This is a genomic window from Paenibacillus sp. FSL M7-1414, assembly GCF_038003195.1.
Taxonomy (GTDB): Bacteria; Bacillota; Bacilli; order Paenibacillales; family Paenibacillaceae; genus Paenibacillus; species Paenibacillus amylolyticus.
In genome coordinates, this window is record NZ_JBBOOS010000001.1 from 1,676,484 (window position 1) to 1,690,685 (window position 14,202).

General features: G+C 44.9%; 14 protein-coding genes. 12 read left to right on the forward strand and 2 right to left on the reverse strand.

Going from position 1 to position 14,202, the window contains the following annotated elements:
* Positions 1–340 precede the first annotated feature (340 nt).
* From recQ to MHH92_RS07540, 3 genes are all read left to right on the forward strand, one after another.
* Positions 341–2,221, forward strand: a complete 1,881-nt coding sequence (gene recQ, locus MHH92_RS07530) for a DNA helicase RecQ (protein WP_036610632.1) — start codon at positions 341–343, stop codon at positions 2,219–2,221.
* Positions 2,222–2,626: 405 nt separating this feature from the next.
* The gene (locus MHH92_RS07535) at positions 2,627–4,669 is read left to right on the forward strand and encodes a B12-binding domain-containing radical SAM protein (RefSeq protein WP_340902962.1); all 2,043 of its coding nucleotides are present in this window, start codon (positions 2,627–2,629) and stop codon (positions 4,667–4,669) included.
* Between the two features lie 150 nt (positions 4,670–4,819).
* The gene (locus MHH92_RS07540) at positions 4,820–5,464 is read left to right on the forward strand and encodes a DUF3885 domain-containing protein (RefSeq protein WP_340902964.1); all 645 of its coding nucleotides are present in this window, start codon (positions 4,820–4,822) and stop codon (positions 5,462–5,464) included.
* 271 nt (positions 5,465–5,735) lie between these two features.
* Here MHH92_RS07540 and MHH92_RS07545 read toward each other — a convergent pair whose 3' ends face one another.
* A complete protein-coding gene (locus MHH92_RS07545; RefSeq protein WP_340902965.1) occupies positions 5,736–6,266 on the reverse strand; it encodes a hypothetical protein in 531 nt (176 codons plus the stop codon).
* Between the two features lie 230 nt (positions 6,267–6,496).
* Between MHH92_RS07545 and MHH92_RS07550 the strand changes: the two genes are divergently transcribed.
* The 4 genes from MHH92_RS07550 to MHH92_RS07565 all read left to right on the forward strand — a co-directional run bounded on the left by MHH92_RS07550 (position 6,497) and on the right by MHH92_RS07565 (position 8,639).
* Positions 6,497–6,976 (forward strand): hypothetical protein, encoded by a 480-nt coding sequence (locus MHH92_RS07550; protein WP_340902967.1) that lies wholly within the window; start codon positions 6,497–6,499, stop codon positions 6,974–6,976.
* A gap of 47 nt (positions 6,977–7,023) precedes the next feature.
* A complete protein-coding gene (locus MHH92_RS07555; protein ID WP_340902968.1) occupies positions 7,024–7,590 on the forward strand; it encodes a histidine phosphatase family protein in 567 nt (188 codons plus the stop codon).
* A gap of 68 nt (positions 7,591–7,658) precedes the next feature.
* Entirely contained in the window at positions 7,659–7,934 is a 276-nt protein-coding gene (locus MHH92_RS07560; RefSeq protein ID WP_340902970.1) for a hypothetical protein, read from the forward strand.
* A gap of 120 nt (positions 7,935–8,054) precedes the next feature.
* Positions 8,055–8,639, forward strand: a complete 585-nt coding sequence (locus tag MHH92_RS07565) for a chloramphenicol phosphotransferase CPT family protein (protein WP_339188940.1) — start codon at positions 8,055–8,057, stop codon at positions 8,637–8,639.
* A 42-nt stretch (positions 8,640–8,681) separates the two neighbouring features.
* Here the strand turns inward: MHH92_RS07565 and MHH92_RS07570 are convergent, their stop codons facing one another.
* On the reverse strand, positions 8,682–9,053 hold the full coding sequence (locus MHH92_RS07570) for a hypothetical protein (protein WP_340902972.1): 372 nt from the start codon (positions 9,051–9,053) through the stop codon (positions 8,682–8,684).
* A gap of 160 nt (positions 9,054–9,213) precedes the next feature.
* Between MHH92_RS07570 and MHH92_RS07575 the strand changes: the two genes are divergently transcribed.
* From MHH92_RS07575 to MHH92_RS07595, 5 genes are all read left to right on the forward strand, one after another.
* Complete coding sequence (locus MHH92_RS07575) at positions 9,214–9,507, forward strand: hypothetical protein (protein ID WP_340902973.1); 294 nt, start codon at positions 9,214–9,216, stop codon at positions 9,505–9,507.
* 136 nt (positions 9,508–9,643) lie between these two features.
* Entirely contained in the window at positions 9,644–10,684 is a 1,041-nt protein-coding gene (locus MHH92_RS07580) for an ABC transporter substrate-binding protein (protein WP_340902975.1), read from the forward strand.
* Position 10,685: 1 nt separating this feature from the next.
* Positions 10,686–11,462: an IucA/IucC family C-terminal-domain containing protein gene (locus MHH92_RS07585; protein WP_101314939.1), complete on the forward strand. Its 777-nt coding sequence runs from the start codon at positions 10,686–10,688 to the stop codon at positions 11,460–11,462.
* 45 nt (positions 11,463–11,507) lie between these two features.
* Entirely contained in the window at positions 11,508–13,229 is a 1,722-nt protein-coding gene (locus MHH92_RS07590) for a helix-turn-helix domain-containing protein (RefSeq protein WP_340902977.1), read from the forward strand.
* A gap of 329 nt (positions 13,230–13,558) precedes the next feature.
* Positions 13,559–14,164 (forward strand): oxidoreductase, encoded by a 606-nt coding sequence (locus tag MHH92_RS07595; protein WP_340902979.1) that lies wholly within the window; start codon positions 13,559–13,561, stop codon positions 14,162–14,164.
* Positions 14,165–14,202: the final 38 nt, after the last annotated feature.

Below are 14,202 nucleotides of genomic sequence, written 5' to 3' on the forward strand. Positions count from 1 at the left end.
TTGTAAGGTATAGTAGCTTCACCAGATGAATGGGTATGGGTACACTAGCGTGATATGAGTGTGTCGGTTGTGAATAAAAGTTTACAACAATCGTTTTGTCCAACTAGGGCAGGACGGTTGTTTTATTTTAATGAAGGGGCTTCAAACGTTTTACAGTAAAACGCGGTTGCTCATTCGGGGCTGGGCCGTTAAACTAAAGGGAGCGGCGTTTGCTTGACGGACAAGTCATGAGAACGCCATTTTGTTGTCAAGGATGCGGGATATGAGCCGCTTTCGGATGTCAGAATCGGATCGGACCAAGCTGGTGGGAAAACACCGGTGATAAGTAAGGAGTCTTTACATGAGTGTGCAAACACCTACATTAGAAGAAGCGCAGGGTCTCCTGCAAAAATATTATGGCTATCCCGACTTCCGTGAGGGACAGAAAAAGATTGTAGCCAGCCTGCTCGAACGTGAAGATACGTTGGGTATTATGCCAACCGGGGGCGGTAAGTCGATCTGTTATCAGATCCCGGCTCTGTTATATTCGGGTCTGACACTTGTTGTTTCCCCGTTAATTTCATTGATGAAGGACCAGGTCGATGCGTTGACGACCGCCGGAATTGCTGCCGCGTACATTAATAGTACACTTAGCGGCAAAGAAGTGAATGATCGCATCCGCGCGGCGCAGCGCGGTGAGCTGAAGCTGCTCTATGTCGCGCCTGAGCGACTGGAGCTGGATTGGTTCCGCGAGGAGATGGGCTATTTGCCGATCTCTTGCGTTGCTGTTGATGAGGCCCACTGTGTGTCGCAGTGGGGGCATGATTTTCGGACAAGCTACCTGGCGGTAGCGCCGTTTGTGGACAGTTTGCCGGAGCGGCCGGTGGTTGCGGCCTTTACGGCTACAGCGACGCCCGAGGTCATGGGCGATATTCTGCGGTTGCTGCGTTTGCAGGACCCGCAGACATATGTGACCGGACTGGGGCGGGATAATCTGGCGTTTAGCGTGCTGCGTGGCGAGAGCAAGAAGGATTTTGTCCTGAATTATGCGCGCGAGCATGCCAGCGAGCCGGGCATTGTGTACGCCGCGACTCGTAAGGACGTGGACGATCTGCATCAGCGTTTGTTGCAAGCGGGATTGCCCGCAGGACGCTACCATGCCGGGATGACGGACGATGAACGGTCCCAGAGCCAGGAAGCTTTTTTGTACGATGATATCCGAGTGATGGTGGCGACAAATGCGTTCGGGATGGGGATTGATAAGTCGAACGTGCGTTACGTTATTCATAACAGCATGCCGAAGAACATGGAGGCATACGTGCAGGAAGCAGGGCGTGCGGGACGGGACGGAGAACCGAGCCAATGTATTCTACTATTCGGGGCACAGGACATTATCACCCAGAAATTCCTGATTGAGCAGAATCCGATGGACGGCGACCGTAAACAGAACGATTACCGAAAGCTGCAACAGATGGTGGATTACTGTTACACAACGCGTTGTCTGCGCAGTGCGCAGCTGGATTATTTCGGTGAGGTGCATGACGATACACCTTGCGGTACTTGCAGTTCCTGTACGGACGACCGTGAGTTGGTAGACATGACGATTGATGCACAGAAAATATTCAGCTGCATTCACCGCATGCGTGAACGGTATGGTGTATCGCTGGTCGCTTCGGTGCTCAAAGGCTCCCGTGCCAAAAAAGTGCTTGATTACGGCTTCAACTCTCTACCAACTTACGGCGTGATGGGTAATCGGACAGAGCGCGAGATATCGGAGATCATCAACGTGATGGTATCCGAAGGATATCTGATGTTGTCCGAGGGACAGTATCCGGTTGTACGTTTGCAACCACTAGCGGTGGAAGTGCTCAAAGGCCAGCGTGAAGTGATGCAACGTGTCGTCCGCAAGACAGCGGCAACGGCTTCGGGTACGAATTATGGCGGACGTCGTGGACGCGATGCAATGCCATCTGCGGTTAATGAGACGGTATTTGAACAACTTCGTCTGATCCGGCGTGATCTGGCGGCGAAAGAGCATGTGCCATCGTACATTATCTTCAATGACGCGACCCTTCGTGAGATGAGTGTGGTATGTCCACAGACAGAACGTGACATGCTGGATATCAAAGGGGTCGGTGAGGTCAAGTACCGCAAGTACGGACTGCCGTTCCTGGAGTTTTTCCAGAAGCAATCGGGCGAAGAAGTGGATACGGATGACGATGCGTTTTACGAGTATGAGTGAGTATGAAATGAGTAAGAGTAAGTGTGAATTGAGTATGAATTGTTAATTTTCACTTTCCAATCTTTGAAGTTGGTTGTCGTGTCTCTGTAAAGTGGACAAATGGTGGCGAATTGTCTTTCAAAGGGTGGACATTGGTGTTAGAAAGGGCTGACCGCATCGTATACAACATGTAGTTTTATTGTATCTGGTTCATACTGTATGTTGTATTTTTAGTGTGGTGGGTTGTATATGTCTTTTTGAAAAGAGTGTCCACTCTTTGAAAGACAAAAGTTAGATATGTCCATGAGACATGGAATGGCTAGTTCAAAAGAGGTTTAGATGAACAGCATCCGGGGCAGGATGGCTGTGCAGCTTTCTTTTTACCAAAAAAATATGGTCTGGGTGTCCAGGCAAAGGTTGTGAACCATGAAGGTTATTCTTTCTACATTAAATGCAAAGTACATCCATACCTCCTTGGCCTTGCGGTGTCTGAAGGCATACAGTGAGAAGGATTTTGATATTGACCTGGCGGAGTATACGATCAAGGACCCAGTGATGAACATTGTGTCTGATCTGTACCAGCGTGGTGCGGACGTGATTGGGTTCTCGTGTTACATCTGGAACATTGAAGAGACAATCAAGGTCATTGATAACCTGAAAAAGGTTATGCCGAACGTGAAAATTCTGCTGGGCGGGCCGGAAGTGTCCTACGACACGGAATATTGGATGAACCGGATTCCCAATGTTGATTTCATCGTGATGGGTGAAGGGGAAGAGACGCTACATCAGCTTTTGATGGAGCTGGAAGGGAGTAAGAAGTTCCACTTTGTCTATGGACTGGCGTATCGCAAAGGGGAAGAGGTCATTCTCATGCCAGGACGCCCGAAAGCGGATCTGAACGATCTGCCGTCACCGCACCGATTTGAAGAGGATATCCCGGAGCTTGGGAAACGGGTTGTTTATTTTGAGACCAGTCGGGGCTGTCCGTTCAGTTGTCAGTTCTGTCTGTCCAGTATTGAGGTCGGCGTGCGATATTACGATATTGAGCGGACGAAGTCGGATATTCTGTACCTGATCGAGAAGGGCGCGAAGCTGATCAAGTTTGTGGACCGGACGTTCAACATCAAGCGGGATTATGCGCTCGAAATGTTCAAATTCCTGATCGAGAATCATCAGGGGACGGTGTTTCAGTTTGAAATTACGGCGGATATTATGCGTCCTGAGGTACTGGACTATCTGGCAGAGAATGCACCGCCAGGCACATTCCGGTTCGAGATCGGGGTTCAGTCCACGAATGATCCGACAAATGAACTGGTGAAACGCCGTCAGAACTTTACCAAGCTGAGCCGTACGGTCAACAAGGTCAAAGCTAGTGGCAAAATCGATCAGCATCTGGATCTCATCGCCGGACTGCCGGAGGAAGATTACAATACGTTCCGCAAGACGTTTAACGATGTGTTTGCACTGGGGCCAGAAGAGCTTCAACTCGGATTCCTTAAAATGTTGCGTGGTACGGGCCTGCGTCTGGATGCGGAGAAGTATAACTACACGTACATGGATCACGCGCCCTATGAGATTCTGGGCAGTGATGTCCTGCCGTTCAGTGACATCGTACGCCTGAAGCGGCTGGAGGATGTACTGGAGAAATACTGGAACGCACACCGGATGGACCATACGCTGAAGTATCTGATGGAGCAGGAATTCAACTCACCGTTTGATTTCTTCCAGGCGTTTGGGGATTACTGGGAAGGTCAGGGGTGGCAGAAGATTGGTCACCAACTGGAGGATCTGTTCACTCGTCTGCACAGCTTCTTGGAATCACGGAACACGCCGCATATGGATATCGTGCTCGGCCTGATGAAACTGGACTATTTCCTCGGCCACAAATACAAACCACGCAAAATCTGGTGGGAAGATCCGCTTCAGAAAGATCAGTGGGCAGGTTATATGAAAACGTTGGCTGAACGTCCGGAAGACGTTCGTCTGCCACGTGTTGCCGGCGCCGCAGGCACGGCATGGCTCGAAAGCAGCGGCACGGGTCCGAGTGCCGCTGTGGGAAGTTCGGCTGCTGCCGAGGAAGACTCTGCCGCAGATGCGGCGGGTGTAATCGGCAGCGAAGCCGGGGGTGCAGCGTCGCTCACTTCGGGCGACGCAACAGGGTCCGCCGCGGATGGAGCGGCGGACATGGTGGACGGCAACGCTTCGCGTGCGTTGCCGATGACCTCGGCCATGACCGCACAGACGGTCATGGGTGCCCGTGCTTTCGCCGACCTTGGTCTCGGCGAGAAGGAACTGCAGAAGCACACCGTATTGGATGTGCTTCCGTTCCGGCTTGAGCGTGTGCTAGCTGGCGCCAGCCCGCTTGCCGCGAAAGGCCGGACGCTGCTGGTCGTTGTGTACCAGCAGCATGAAGGGCAGCAGGCGCAGTATTACACGCTGCCGCTGGGAGAAGAAGCCGTTGCTATGTAGGTGCAGCGGCCTGAGATAAACTACATGGCTAATTGGTGCCATGTAGCAAGAGGAAGCGCCACGACTATGAGGTCGGGGCGCTTTTTTTACAACAGCAAAGCTCTCATATTAAGGTACTGTAAAAACCCTAGAAGACACGGAGGCCACAGAATGGACCTGAAGACGTATCTGGCAGAGCATTTTCCAAACCTGACCTTAGAACCGCCTCTTTTTTATAATTGGGATGTTGCAATACGATTCGAACTTGGCAATCCTCTGATGTTTGGAACGAATACGGAGCATTACATGGAACAAGTTTATCAGCGATCACTTGAATTATTTAAGGCTCTTCATGATCAAGAAGATGAAATCCTATTAATAACTCAAGCTTATTTTGCAGATAAGCCTAAACACAAAGTGAAGAAATTGAACCTGTACAGAAAATATATCAAGAAGAAAGGGCCGATTAGAGCCTTGAGCCTTGAGATATTTCCAGGTTTGGATTGTGAACTGGATGACATCCTAGAGCCAATGAACAACATGTATAGGTACTGGACTAAATGTAGAGTTGAGGACTTGAAATATAATCAGTTAATCAAAGCTATATGTAATCATGATGTTGGAATTAAGCCAAAGATTCATCATAGGGTGTATTTCATTAATATAAGTAAGAAAACGATATTTCATATCTATGATGATAGAGGTTGCGATGTTATTTCAGCAGCAAGGAAAGAGCTAATGGATATCTATACGGAGTATAACGATTGGATTTTAGATTATGATCGAGACAGAATTAACAATATATTTATAAGATAATACAGAAAAACCTAAAATTTAATTAATCATAATCTCTAATAATTGTGGAAGAATCAATAAAGTATTCTAGGTAGCTGAGAGAAGCTAGATACAAGTTATACTGTAATATTCATGTATTAGGCCATTCGTACTTGTTGGGTTAGAGAAAAGCAAAGCAAAGAAGCCGGGGACTTAACCACACGGCTTCTTGTAGATGATTTTTTCAAAAAAATTGTAATGTTGCAATAAGGAGATTATCGGCACCAAAGGGTGTTGTAAATTGTTAAGCTTATCACTTTTTTATTTTTTCTAACGGTACGTTAATGCTTGCTGATTCGATTGGAGTTATAGTCGTTCCGTCTTGTTCAATTAAGGAAATGGTTATTTCTATAGAGTCTTGATTATCCAAATCTATAGAAATTGATCTACGCTGAAACTCATCAAACAGGCCTTCTGTTTTAACAACGGTATCTTCTTCAAACAAATTACCATTTTCATCTCGGATCGTAACTTGGAAAATTCGATCTGGAATTTTTTTTGATTGATCCGGTTGATAGTCTCTTTTACTGTACCATAACCCAAATTGTAGTTTTTTTGAAATTGGTAGGTAGTAGAGCTCTGTAAGATGTATATTTGGGTTCTTTAAATCTTGATTCTGTTCTGTAAGCTGAATGGGTTGTTCATCGTTATTATATGGAGTATCCCATTGTAATGGCAATGTCGAACCAGTTTTGAGAGCAATTAGTTCCCTGTCAGCATACCAATAAACCCCAACTAGAATTATAATGACTGAAAAAAGTGAAATAATTAGTGTTTTTTTCACACAACATCCCTACCATCTTTAGTTAATAACCTAACTGTCCTACTCCGTGTATCCAAGATTTAAATAAATTTAAAACCCCATTGTAGTTATTAATTCCATTACTTGCAACTACAGTATTGGACATATCTAAAGCAGAAGTTTTCAGATGTGATCGCACAGGGGTAATGTATTATTTGAAGTAAAGGTTTGGAAAAAACTTTAAGAGTGTTCCGATGTAAGGAGTAAGGATTATGGATAAGAAAGAGAAGAAGTTACTCATTGCTATAATTGTACTTGCTGTAATTGTATTAGGAGTTATATGGTACCTAAAAGTAGGCTATCTATTAAGGAAACCGGAGATGCCCGAAGCAAATATTGCAATTCAGACCCAAATGGTGGATGGCGGTAAGATCAGTTTACGAAATGCTGATTACACGGAAAATCAAATCACGGTTGGATATGAAGTGAAAGGGTTCAGTTTGGAGGAATATAATATTGCTTGTGAGCTTTATCGTGACGGACATTTGATTTCAACTTCTGGCTCAACAGGTGGAGGTTTGATAGAACTGGACGAAAAGCATTATTACTTCATCGGTTATGAGAATATAACTGAATTGACTTTGCCTGAATCTATACATCTAAACGTGGAGATTAAAGTGATACCTAATGATTTTAGACAAAAATCGATAACTGCATCATTTGACGTTAGTCTTGATAAAGAAGTGCAATAAATTAAAGAAGGCAGTAAATTTTGATAAAAGAAATTCAAGGGGGTCCTATGAAGACCATCGTTTATATGGTAAGGCATGCGGAGTCACCGTATACGGAAGGAACGGAAAGAACGAGGGGGCTTACCCTGCAGGGCAAGATGAATGCAGAACGAATAACGGATATATTAACGAATGAAGGAATACATTCCATCGTCTCAAGTCCTTATGCCAGGGCGATTCTAACCTTAGAGGGTGCGGCAGCAGCGTTAGAATTAGATATTCAGATCATGGAGGATCTGCGGGAAAGGCATTTTTCAGATGATATGATTGCGGATGAAGAGTTCGAGCCTGCTTCGAAGAAGATGTTTGAGGACCCGGATTATGCATTGCCAGGAGGCGAGTCGAACACGGTTTGCCAGAATAGAGCAGTGGGCGTGTTGAAACAGATTTTAAAAGAATACAAGGGTAAAAAAGTGGCGATCGGCACACACGGACATGTAATGACGTTGATGATGAACTACTTTGATTCGAGTTACGGATTGGATTTTATGAATCAAACCAAGAAACCGGACATTTATCGATTACAATTTGACGAGATGGAATTAGAGAACGTGACAAGGCTATGGAGCGAATAGAGTGAAAGTGAATAAGCGAGAACGCTTGTTCATAATTTTGGTTAATTGAATTTTAAGGGGTGACTCCATTGACATTACAAAACTTATTTCATGAAAAACCAACGAAACTATGGAAGGAGAGAATGGTTAAACACGGAGATGAGCTTTTCACAGAAGAGAGATTACTAATGTCTGATCAAGCCCTGAATACATATTTGCACCAATTAATAGCATTACAAGAAACGCAAGATTCTGAGCACATGATGAAGGCTGTAGAAGAAGTTGTGCTTAGGTTTAATGAAATGAATGAGGCAATGGTTACTTTATTGAGACGATGGAACGTGAAGAATTGGCTGATTTTATAGACAAGGCGGCTAGGCTGGTTGGATCGGACATCCGGGAGGATGAAGATATTACGGAAGAATGGAGAGAATGGTAATTCGGCAGAACAGTGTTTTCCAATTTTAATGATAAGGGTGATCAATATGGAACGAGGACTCATTATATTTTTGAACGGAACGTCAAGTTCGGGGAAGACAAGCATTGCGATGGAAATGAAAAATCAGGGAGACATTCCGTTTCATCATCTATCTGTAGATCAATTTCTGCATAATTATGATCAATTTATCGATACTACATATCCAGATATGAAACCAACAAGAGAAGTGGAGCACCATGTGATGGCGGATATCCTGTTCGACCCGATCAATTCGATGTACTGTGCAACCATTAAACTGTTTTCGGAAATGGGTTTGAATGTCATCGTGGATACGGTTATCAGCAATGACGAGTGGTTTAACGGTTTTTATGATTTACTATCGGATTATCCGATATTATTTGTAGGCGTGCATTGCTCGAAAGAAGAACTTACCAGAAGAGAGCAGAGCAGGGGAGATCGCGAGATTGGACTTGCCCATTCCCAGTTCGACTACATCTACTCCTATGATGAATATGACCTGGAAGTGAATACGGAAGAGCTTAGCTCAGCTGCATGTGCGGAAAAAATATTAAGTTATATGAAGTCTGATCAGGAATACTCGGCATTTAAGAAGTTAAGCAGAAGAGACTGAAGCTGATTGCGTCAGATAATATGATATCCATTCAAATGAAAGTTAGGGATGCGGCCAAATCTTTTTCTTAGAGTTGCCAGGACCTAATAAGTAGATTTCATCAACACTCCCATAAGTATTAGAAAATGAAATTGTGAAGTCTTTACTACCACCGATAGGAAGTTTACTGCCTTTAATCTGAATGAATAATGAATTGTTATGATGTGAGAGGTAATAGCCGTGATATTTGCTAATACTGTCTGCAAATCCACCTTGTATAGTAATAAGCTCAGGAGAAACTTCAGTTCTCGTAACCATTGTCTCGTCAGGATCGACAACCTTGTTCAACATATAAAATCCAATGATAATAGGAACAACGACAATAATAACTGCGCTAACAATAATGCTAAACTTCATGTTTGGTCGCATACTCATGATTCACCTCATAATTAGATGATATGAATCGATGTCTCAATACTCATTGGGCATCGATTTATTGTATTTAATCAGAACAGAATTCTACGTTTAGAAATATTAGGCTCATTTAAATAATATACTAATTCATTTTTTTTGTAGAGATAGGGGGAGGTCACCGATGGGAATTAACGCTAAGAATCCAGAAGATCATATCCAACACATGTTACAGGCAATCATTGAAAAAGCACTATCCATTATCAACGATAGTCATAAACAATCCTTTGGCTCTTTGGAATATTTCTTGGAGCACATTATAGCGTATCGGAATGAACAACAATACATGTCTAACGAGTGGCATATCCGTACACCGCGCTGGCTAGGGGAGTATGGAAATACGCCGGAAGAAGAAGAGCTTCTTTCAGACATTTACCTACTGCAAGCATATATCACTGAAACATTAAAGGGCGGATAAGCGGCTTACGATGTCGCATTAGTCCGGCTCAAATGTCGCAAAAGTACATGGTAACGCGATGCGGAGATCGTTTATACTCTCTTTATATTTCGATAATGAAAATCATTATCAGTATTATACATAAGGGGGATTCATCATGAATCAAGGAACAAAGAGGCAGGCTGCCGGAAGCAAGGCATATACTGCTCACAAATCACGATTATTCATGGGCTTGATGTTAGCCCTTATTCTTGTCCTGACGGCTTGCGGTGCTGGAACAGGTACAGATAGCGGCAAACCGTCCGCGGCAACGCCAGCGGAGACACCTGCGAATGCAGAAACACAAACAGATGGAGCTTTTCCCGTAACGATCACACACATGAAGGGTGAGCTGACGCTAAACGAAAAACCACAGAGAATTGCAGTGCTTGATGTTAAGTTTCTGGATCAGATGTTAGCGGTTGGCGAGAAGCCGGCTGGCAGTGTTATCGCTGGAGGTAACACCGATTATCCAGAATACTTAGGCGATCAGCCAAGTGATGTGCAGGTTCTGGGTACACGGGACGAGCCTAACCTGGAAGCGATTGTAGCACTCGACCCAGATCTGATCATCATGACCGACTTTCAAGAGAAGCAATATGAGGGTGTAAGTAAAATTGCTCCTACCCTGGTACTCGATTTCTACGAAGACTGGCGGGATACGTTAGCTACAGTGGCTAAGATTACAGACAAGCAGGACGAGGCAGAGAAAGTGCGTACAGCGTATGAAGAGAAAATCGCCGGGCTGAAGACAAAATTGTCAGAGAAGCTGGGTGATGAAACGGTGGCGATCATTCGTCCACGAAAAGAAGGAATTCGTGTTCACGGTATTGAGCACCGCATTGGCGGTATTATGTACAATGACTTGGGGCTGAAGATGCCTGCTTTGGTACAGGAGATTAATGAAGATGGTTCCGTAGAAATCTCGATGGAGAAGGTTCCTGACATTGGGGCAGATCGTTATTTTGTGCTGTCGGATGAGTTGTTTGCGGCAGAGGCAGAGGCGATGTTAACTAATCCCGTGTGGAAGTCCCTTGATGCTGTGAAAAATAACCGCACGTATGACGTAAACTCCACACTGTGGATTGCATACTACGGACCGCTTGCGATTAATCTGATTGTAGATCAGGCATCGGAAGCCCTGCTCGAATCGAACTAATATGAACCCATATCTCTCGACAGACTTATGGAAAGAGACAGTGGAGGATTATTCGATCTTGCTTGGTGAGCCGCCTGAACATAGTGTCCGTACCATTGCTCTAAGTGAGTTGCATGACGAAACGGCATGCCGGGAGTATATCAGTTGGTTTCAGGAGTATATCGATGCGCCTGACATGAAGGTTGCAGCTTCGATGTTAGCCAAACGGATTGGTTATCTGTGGACGGCTCCGCTGGTGACCGCGATGACTTTTCATCATCAGCATGTTTCGTTTCAGCTGGAGAACAGCTTTCTCTATCATCCGGTGCTCTCAGATCATGAGGGAGGCACACGATTTCCTTTTCTAGCGGTGAATGGACTTCAGGCTGAAGGACTAGCGGGAGACAGGGCAGTGTGGCGGGAAAAGGTGGTCGAGGAGATGTTTGCGGTACAGCTTACACCCCTGTTAAAGACGCTTGCTGCAATTGCACCACTTTCGATGAGTATTCTCTGGGAGAATATCATGGTACGTATCGGCCGACTATTCGCTCCTGATGAAGCCGAGACTGAGCAGGAAAGTAAGATCATTCGTGAGGACTTTTCATATCTGACGCAGGTGGCATCCGGGGAAGTGTTTGGTGAGAGGAAGAATCCGTTAACCCGCTTCACCGATTGTAAGGACAATGTGCATGTTGCCAAAAGCGAGCGAATTACCTGCTGTTTCTATTACCAGATGTCAGGGGAATACTGTCTCAAATGTCCGAAAATTGACAATGAGAAAGAATCTCAACTAAAATGACAACAGCAAGAATTTTACCTTTGCTATTGTCAGGAGATGAGAAAAATGCCGCTGCAAGAACAGACAAGTCTATGGAGTGATACAACGATCAAGATGCTTGACGGGTATAGCGGTACTTTGCAGACAGGCAGTGTTCTTAGCGAAACTGAATTAACTTCAAATGTGCTGCTGCTGGCATATGGAGGGGAAGGGGAGCTTGCAATGGATGGCGAGGGTAGCCACATTGGAGCTTCTTTTGCCTGTCATGTGGTGAAGGGATCATCCTTTACGCTGACGGCCAGATCAGAGGACATTCATTATATTGTCATTATGTACAAGGCTTCTTCCATAGAGGGTGCCTCTCTTGTTGTGCCTTCATATCGCAAGCACCCGCTGCGCAGGTCATTTGTTCAAAACTCGGCAACCCATGCGGAATGGATCGAAAACGCCGAAAAAATCGTTGCCAAATGGCGCCGCGGTGAAGGACTGGAACGTTTCTATGCCAACGCCTTGCTTCAAGGAATGATCTACGAGCTGATCATGGAATATGAACGTGGTCAAGGGGGAGCAGAGTCCGACATTGTGGATGTAGTCGCTTCTTATATCACATCGCACTATCGTCAAAACTTGGAGCTAAAAGAGCTGGCAGCCCTGGCGGGTTGTAGTGTAAGACAGCTGCAGCGACGATTCAAACAAGAGAAGCAGCTTGGACCGATGGAATACGTCATTCAGCTGCGTATGGAAAGTGCCTCACGCATGCTGTGTCATACGGATGCTTCCATCGGTGAAATTGCGGACAAAATGGGCTATCGCGATATGTATTACTTCAGTAGGGCATTTAAAAAATATCATGGCGTCCCACCGCTACATTACCGGCATGCCGCCGCTTCGAGAAGAGATGCAGACTATGCGAATGCTTTGCTGCAAAATCGCACAGCATCTTCCTATCAATCAGCCGAAGGCCCGGTCATCTGCCATATGCGCGGGGAGTACACCGTCACCGAAATACCACAGCGTCTCGCTGTCCTCGATGTGCAATATGCTGATCATTTGCTTGCACTGGGCTTGTCTCCGGTAGGAAGTGTCGGACTAGGAAGTACCGTGTTAACGTTCCCTCAATCACTCCGGGCAGGACTCCAGCCTACAGCATTACTTGGTACGTATGAATACCCCGATCTTCCGGCGGTAGAGCGACTTGCGCCGGATCTGATTATTTGCACCGAGGTGCATGATCAGCATCATGAATGGTTAAGCCAGATCGCTCCAGTGCTCATGTTCAAGCGTAATGAAAACTGGCAGACCATCCTGAGTCTATTCGGTGAACTGACAGGCAAGCGAGCAGAGGCCAAGCAGATTATCGCGGATTATCATCGCCGAACAGCTTTGCTGTCCGAGGAATTGTCCTCTGTATTGACAGGAAAAAGTGTGGCATTGATTCGTCCATTGGATTCCCTCGTGCGCGTCCATTCTGCTGCTCATCGCACAGGCGCTGTGCTGTACCGGGATCTGGGTCTGCCCGTTCCGTTATTTGTGGCAGATACCGCCGACACGGCCTATCATATCTCGGTTGAGAGATTACCTGCAGTACAAGCTAGCCACTACTTTTTGCTGAGTAATGAGCTTATGCAGGATGGGATATCTGCGACAGAGACGAGGGTTTTGGAAATGCTGGATGGGAGCGAGCAACAGTGTGTACATTCTGTTGATGCTGCAACATGGATCGGCTGTTATGGGCCGACAGGTATTAATGGGATAGTGGATCAGATTGAACAGGCGCTGTTGGCTTGATAGGTAGTTGTTGGCGCTAGCCCGCTTGCAGCGAAAGTTGGTACGCTCTACCTTTTTTAAAGTTGATATGTTCCAAATGCATCGGAAGGTCGTCGGATTCCCCATGGGATAAAGAAGGGCCTTTTAGTTTTATTACTATACGGAAGGTTCCAATGCATACTGGTATCTTGTACAACCTTCATATATTCAGTGTATTCAAAGCCCATTGGATCGATTGGATAAGGGTTTGAGAAAACTAATAAATCGCCCTTATTCGCCAATTTCCTTTCGTAATTGTAACAATATGGGTTATCATATACGTAGTTCAGGCACTAGTAGGAGGTGATTCAATGAAAAAAAATATAGCAATAATCATACTAATGGTTGGATTGGTAATAAGCATGTACTACAACTATCAATCCAAAGCGTACAAAGATAATCAAGAAGTTGAATACACGGTTAAACTAAATCATGGAACTCAAATGGGTATAAAAGAATCAATCTTTAATTTAGATAATGTGATAAAAAGCTTAGAGGACGGCTCTTCCAAGGAAACAGTCATACATGCCTTAGGAAATGTGGCGGTATCTTTGAAAGTTGGTGAAGAATCATTCGTGTTCCTGAAATCCGACTTCAGGGAAGATCAATTATCATCAACTCACTTAATCTATAATGTGTTTAGAGATATGTATACGTATATAAATGTAGAAATCATAGGCGAAATTTTATCGAATAAGATATCGCTAGAAAAAGAATCGAGAAATCAACTGATTAAGGATATAGGAGTGCTTAAACAAGATTTGGCGTATATTGATAGTCAATTTAACGAGGATATTCTGAAAGAACAAAGTCCTAAGTGGATTGAAAATAGATGGAAAGAGTTAATTGGAGAGATTGTAAATCGAAATACGGATTATAAGTTATATGAAAGAATGAAAATGAAATACAATCTATAATGAGTTCGTGAGAGACTATGGATATAGGCGGATAACCC

Excerpts from the sequence above, each read along its gene's own strand:
- recQ (WP_036610632.1), top strand. The coding sequence starts at position 341 with ATGAGTGTGCAAACACCTACATTAGAAGAAGCGCAGGGTCTCCTGCAA.
- MHH92_RS07535 (WP_340902962.1), top strand. The coding sequence starts at position 2,627 with ATGAAGGTTATTCTTTCTACATTAAATGCAAAGTACATCCATACCTCC.
- MHH92_RS07540 (WP_340902964.1), top strand. The coding sequence starts at position 4,820 with ATGGACCTGAAGACGTATCTGGCAGAGCATTTTCCAAACCTGACCTTA.
- MHH92_RS07550 (WP_340902967.1), top strand. The coding sequence starts at position 6,497 with ATGGATAAGAAAGAGAAGAAGTTACTCATTGCTATAATTGTACTTGCT.
- MHH92_RS07555 (WP_340902968.1), top strand. The coding sequence starts at position 7,024 with ATGAAGACCATCGTTTATATGGTAAGGCATGCGGAGTCACCGTATACG.
- MHH92_RS07565 (WP_339188940.1), top strand. The coding sequence starts at position 8,055 with ATGGAACGAGGACTCATTATATTTTTGAACGGAACGTCAAGTTCGGGG.
- MHH92_RS07570 (WP_340902972.1), bottom strand. The coding sequence starts at position 9,053 with ATGAGTATGCGACCAAACATGAAGTTTAGCATTATTGTTAGCGCAGTT.
- MHH92_RS07575 (WP_340902973.1), top strand. The coding sequence starts at position 9,214 with ATGGGAATTAACGCTAAGAATCCAGAAGATCATATCCAACACATGTTA.
- MHH92_RS07580 (WP_340902975.1), top strand. The coding sequence starts at position 9,644 with ATGAATCAAGGAACAAAGAGGCAGGCTGCCGGAAGCAAGGCATATACT.
- MHH92_RS07585 (WP_101314939.1), top strand. The coding sequence starts at position 10,686 with ATGAACCCATATCTCTCGACAGACTTATGGAAAGAGACAGTGGAGGAT.
- MHH92_RS07590 (WP_340902977.1), top strand. The coding sequence starts at position 11,508 with ATGCCGCTGCAAGAACAGACAAGTCTATGGAGTGATACAACGATCAAG.
- MHH92_RS07595 (WP_340902979.1), top strand. The coding sequence starts at position 13,559 with ATGAAAAAAAATATAGCAATAATCATACTAATGGTTGGATTGGTAATA.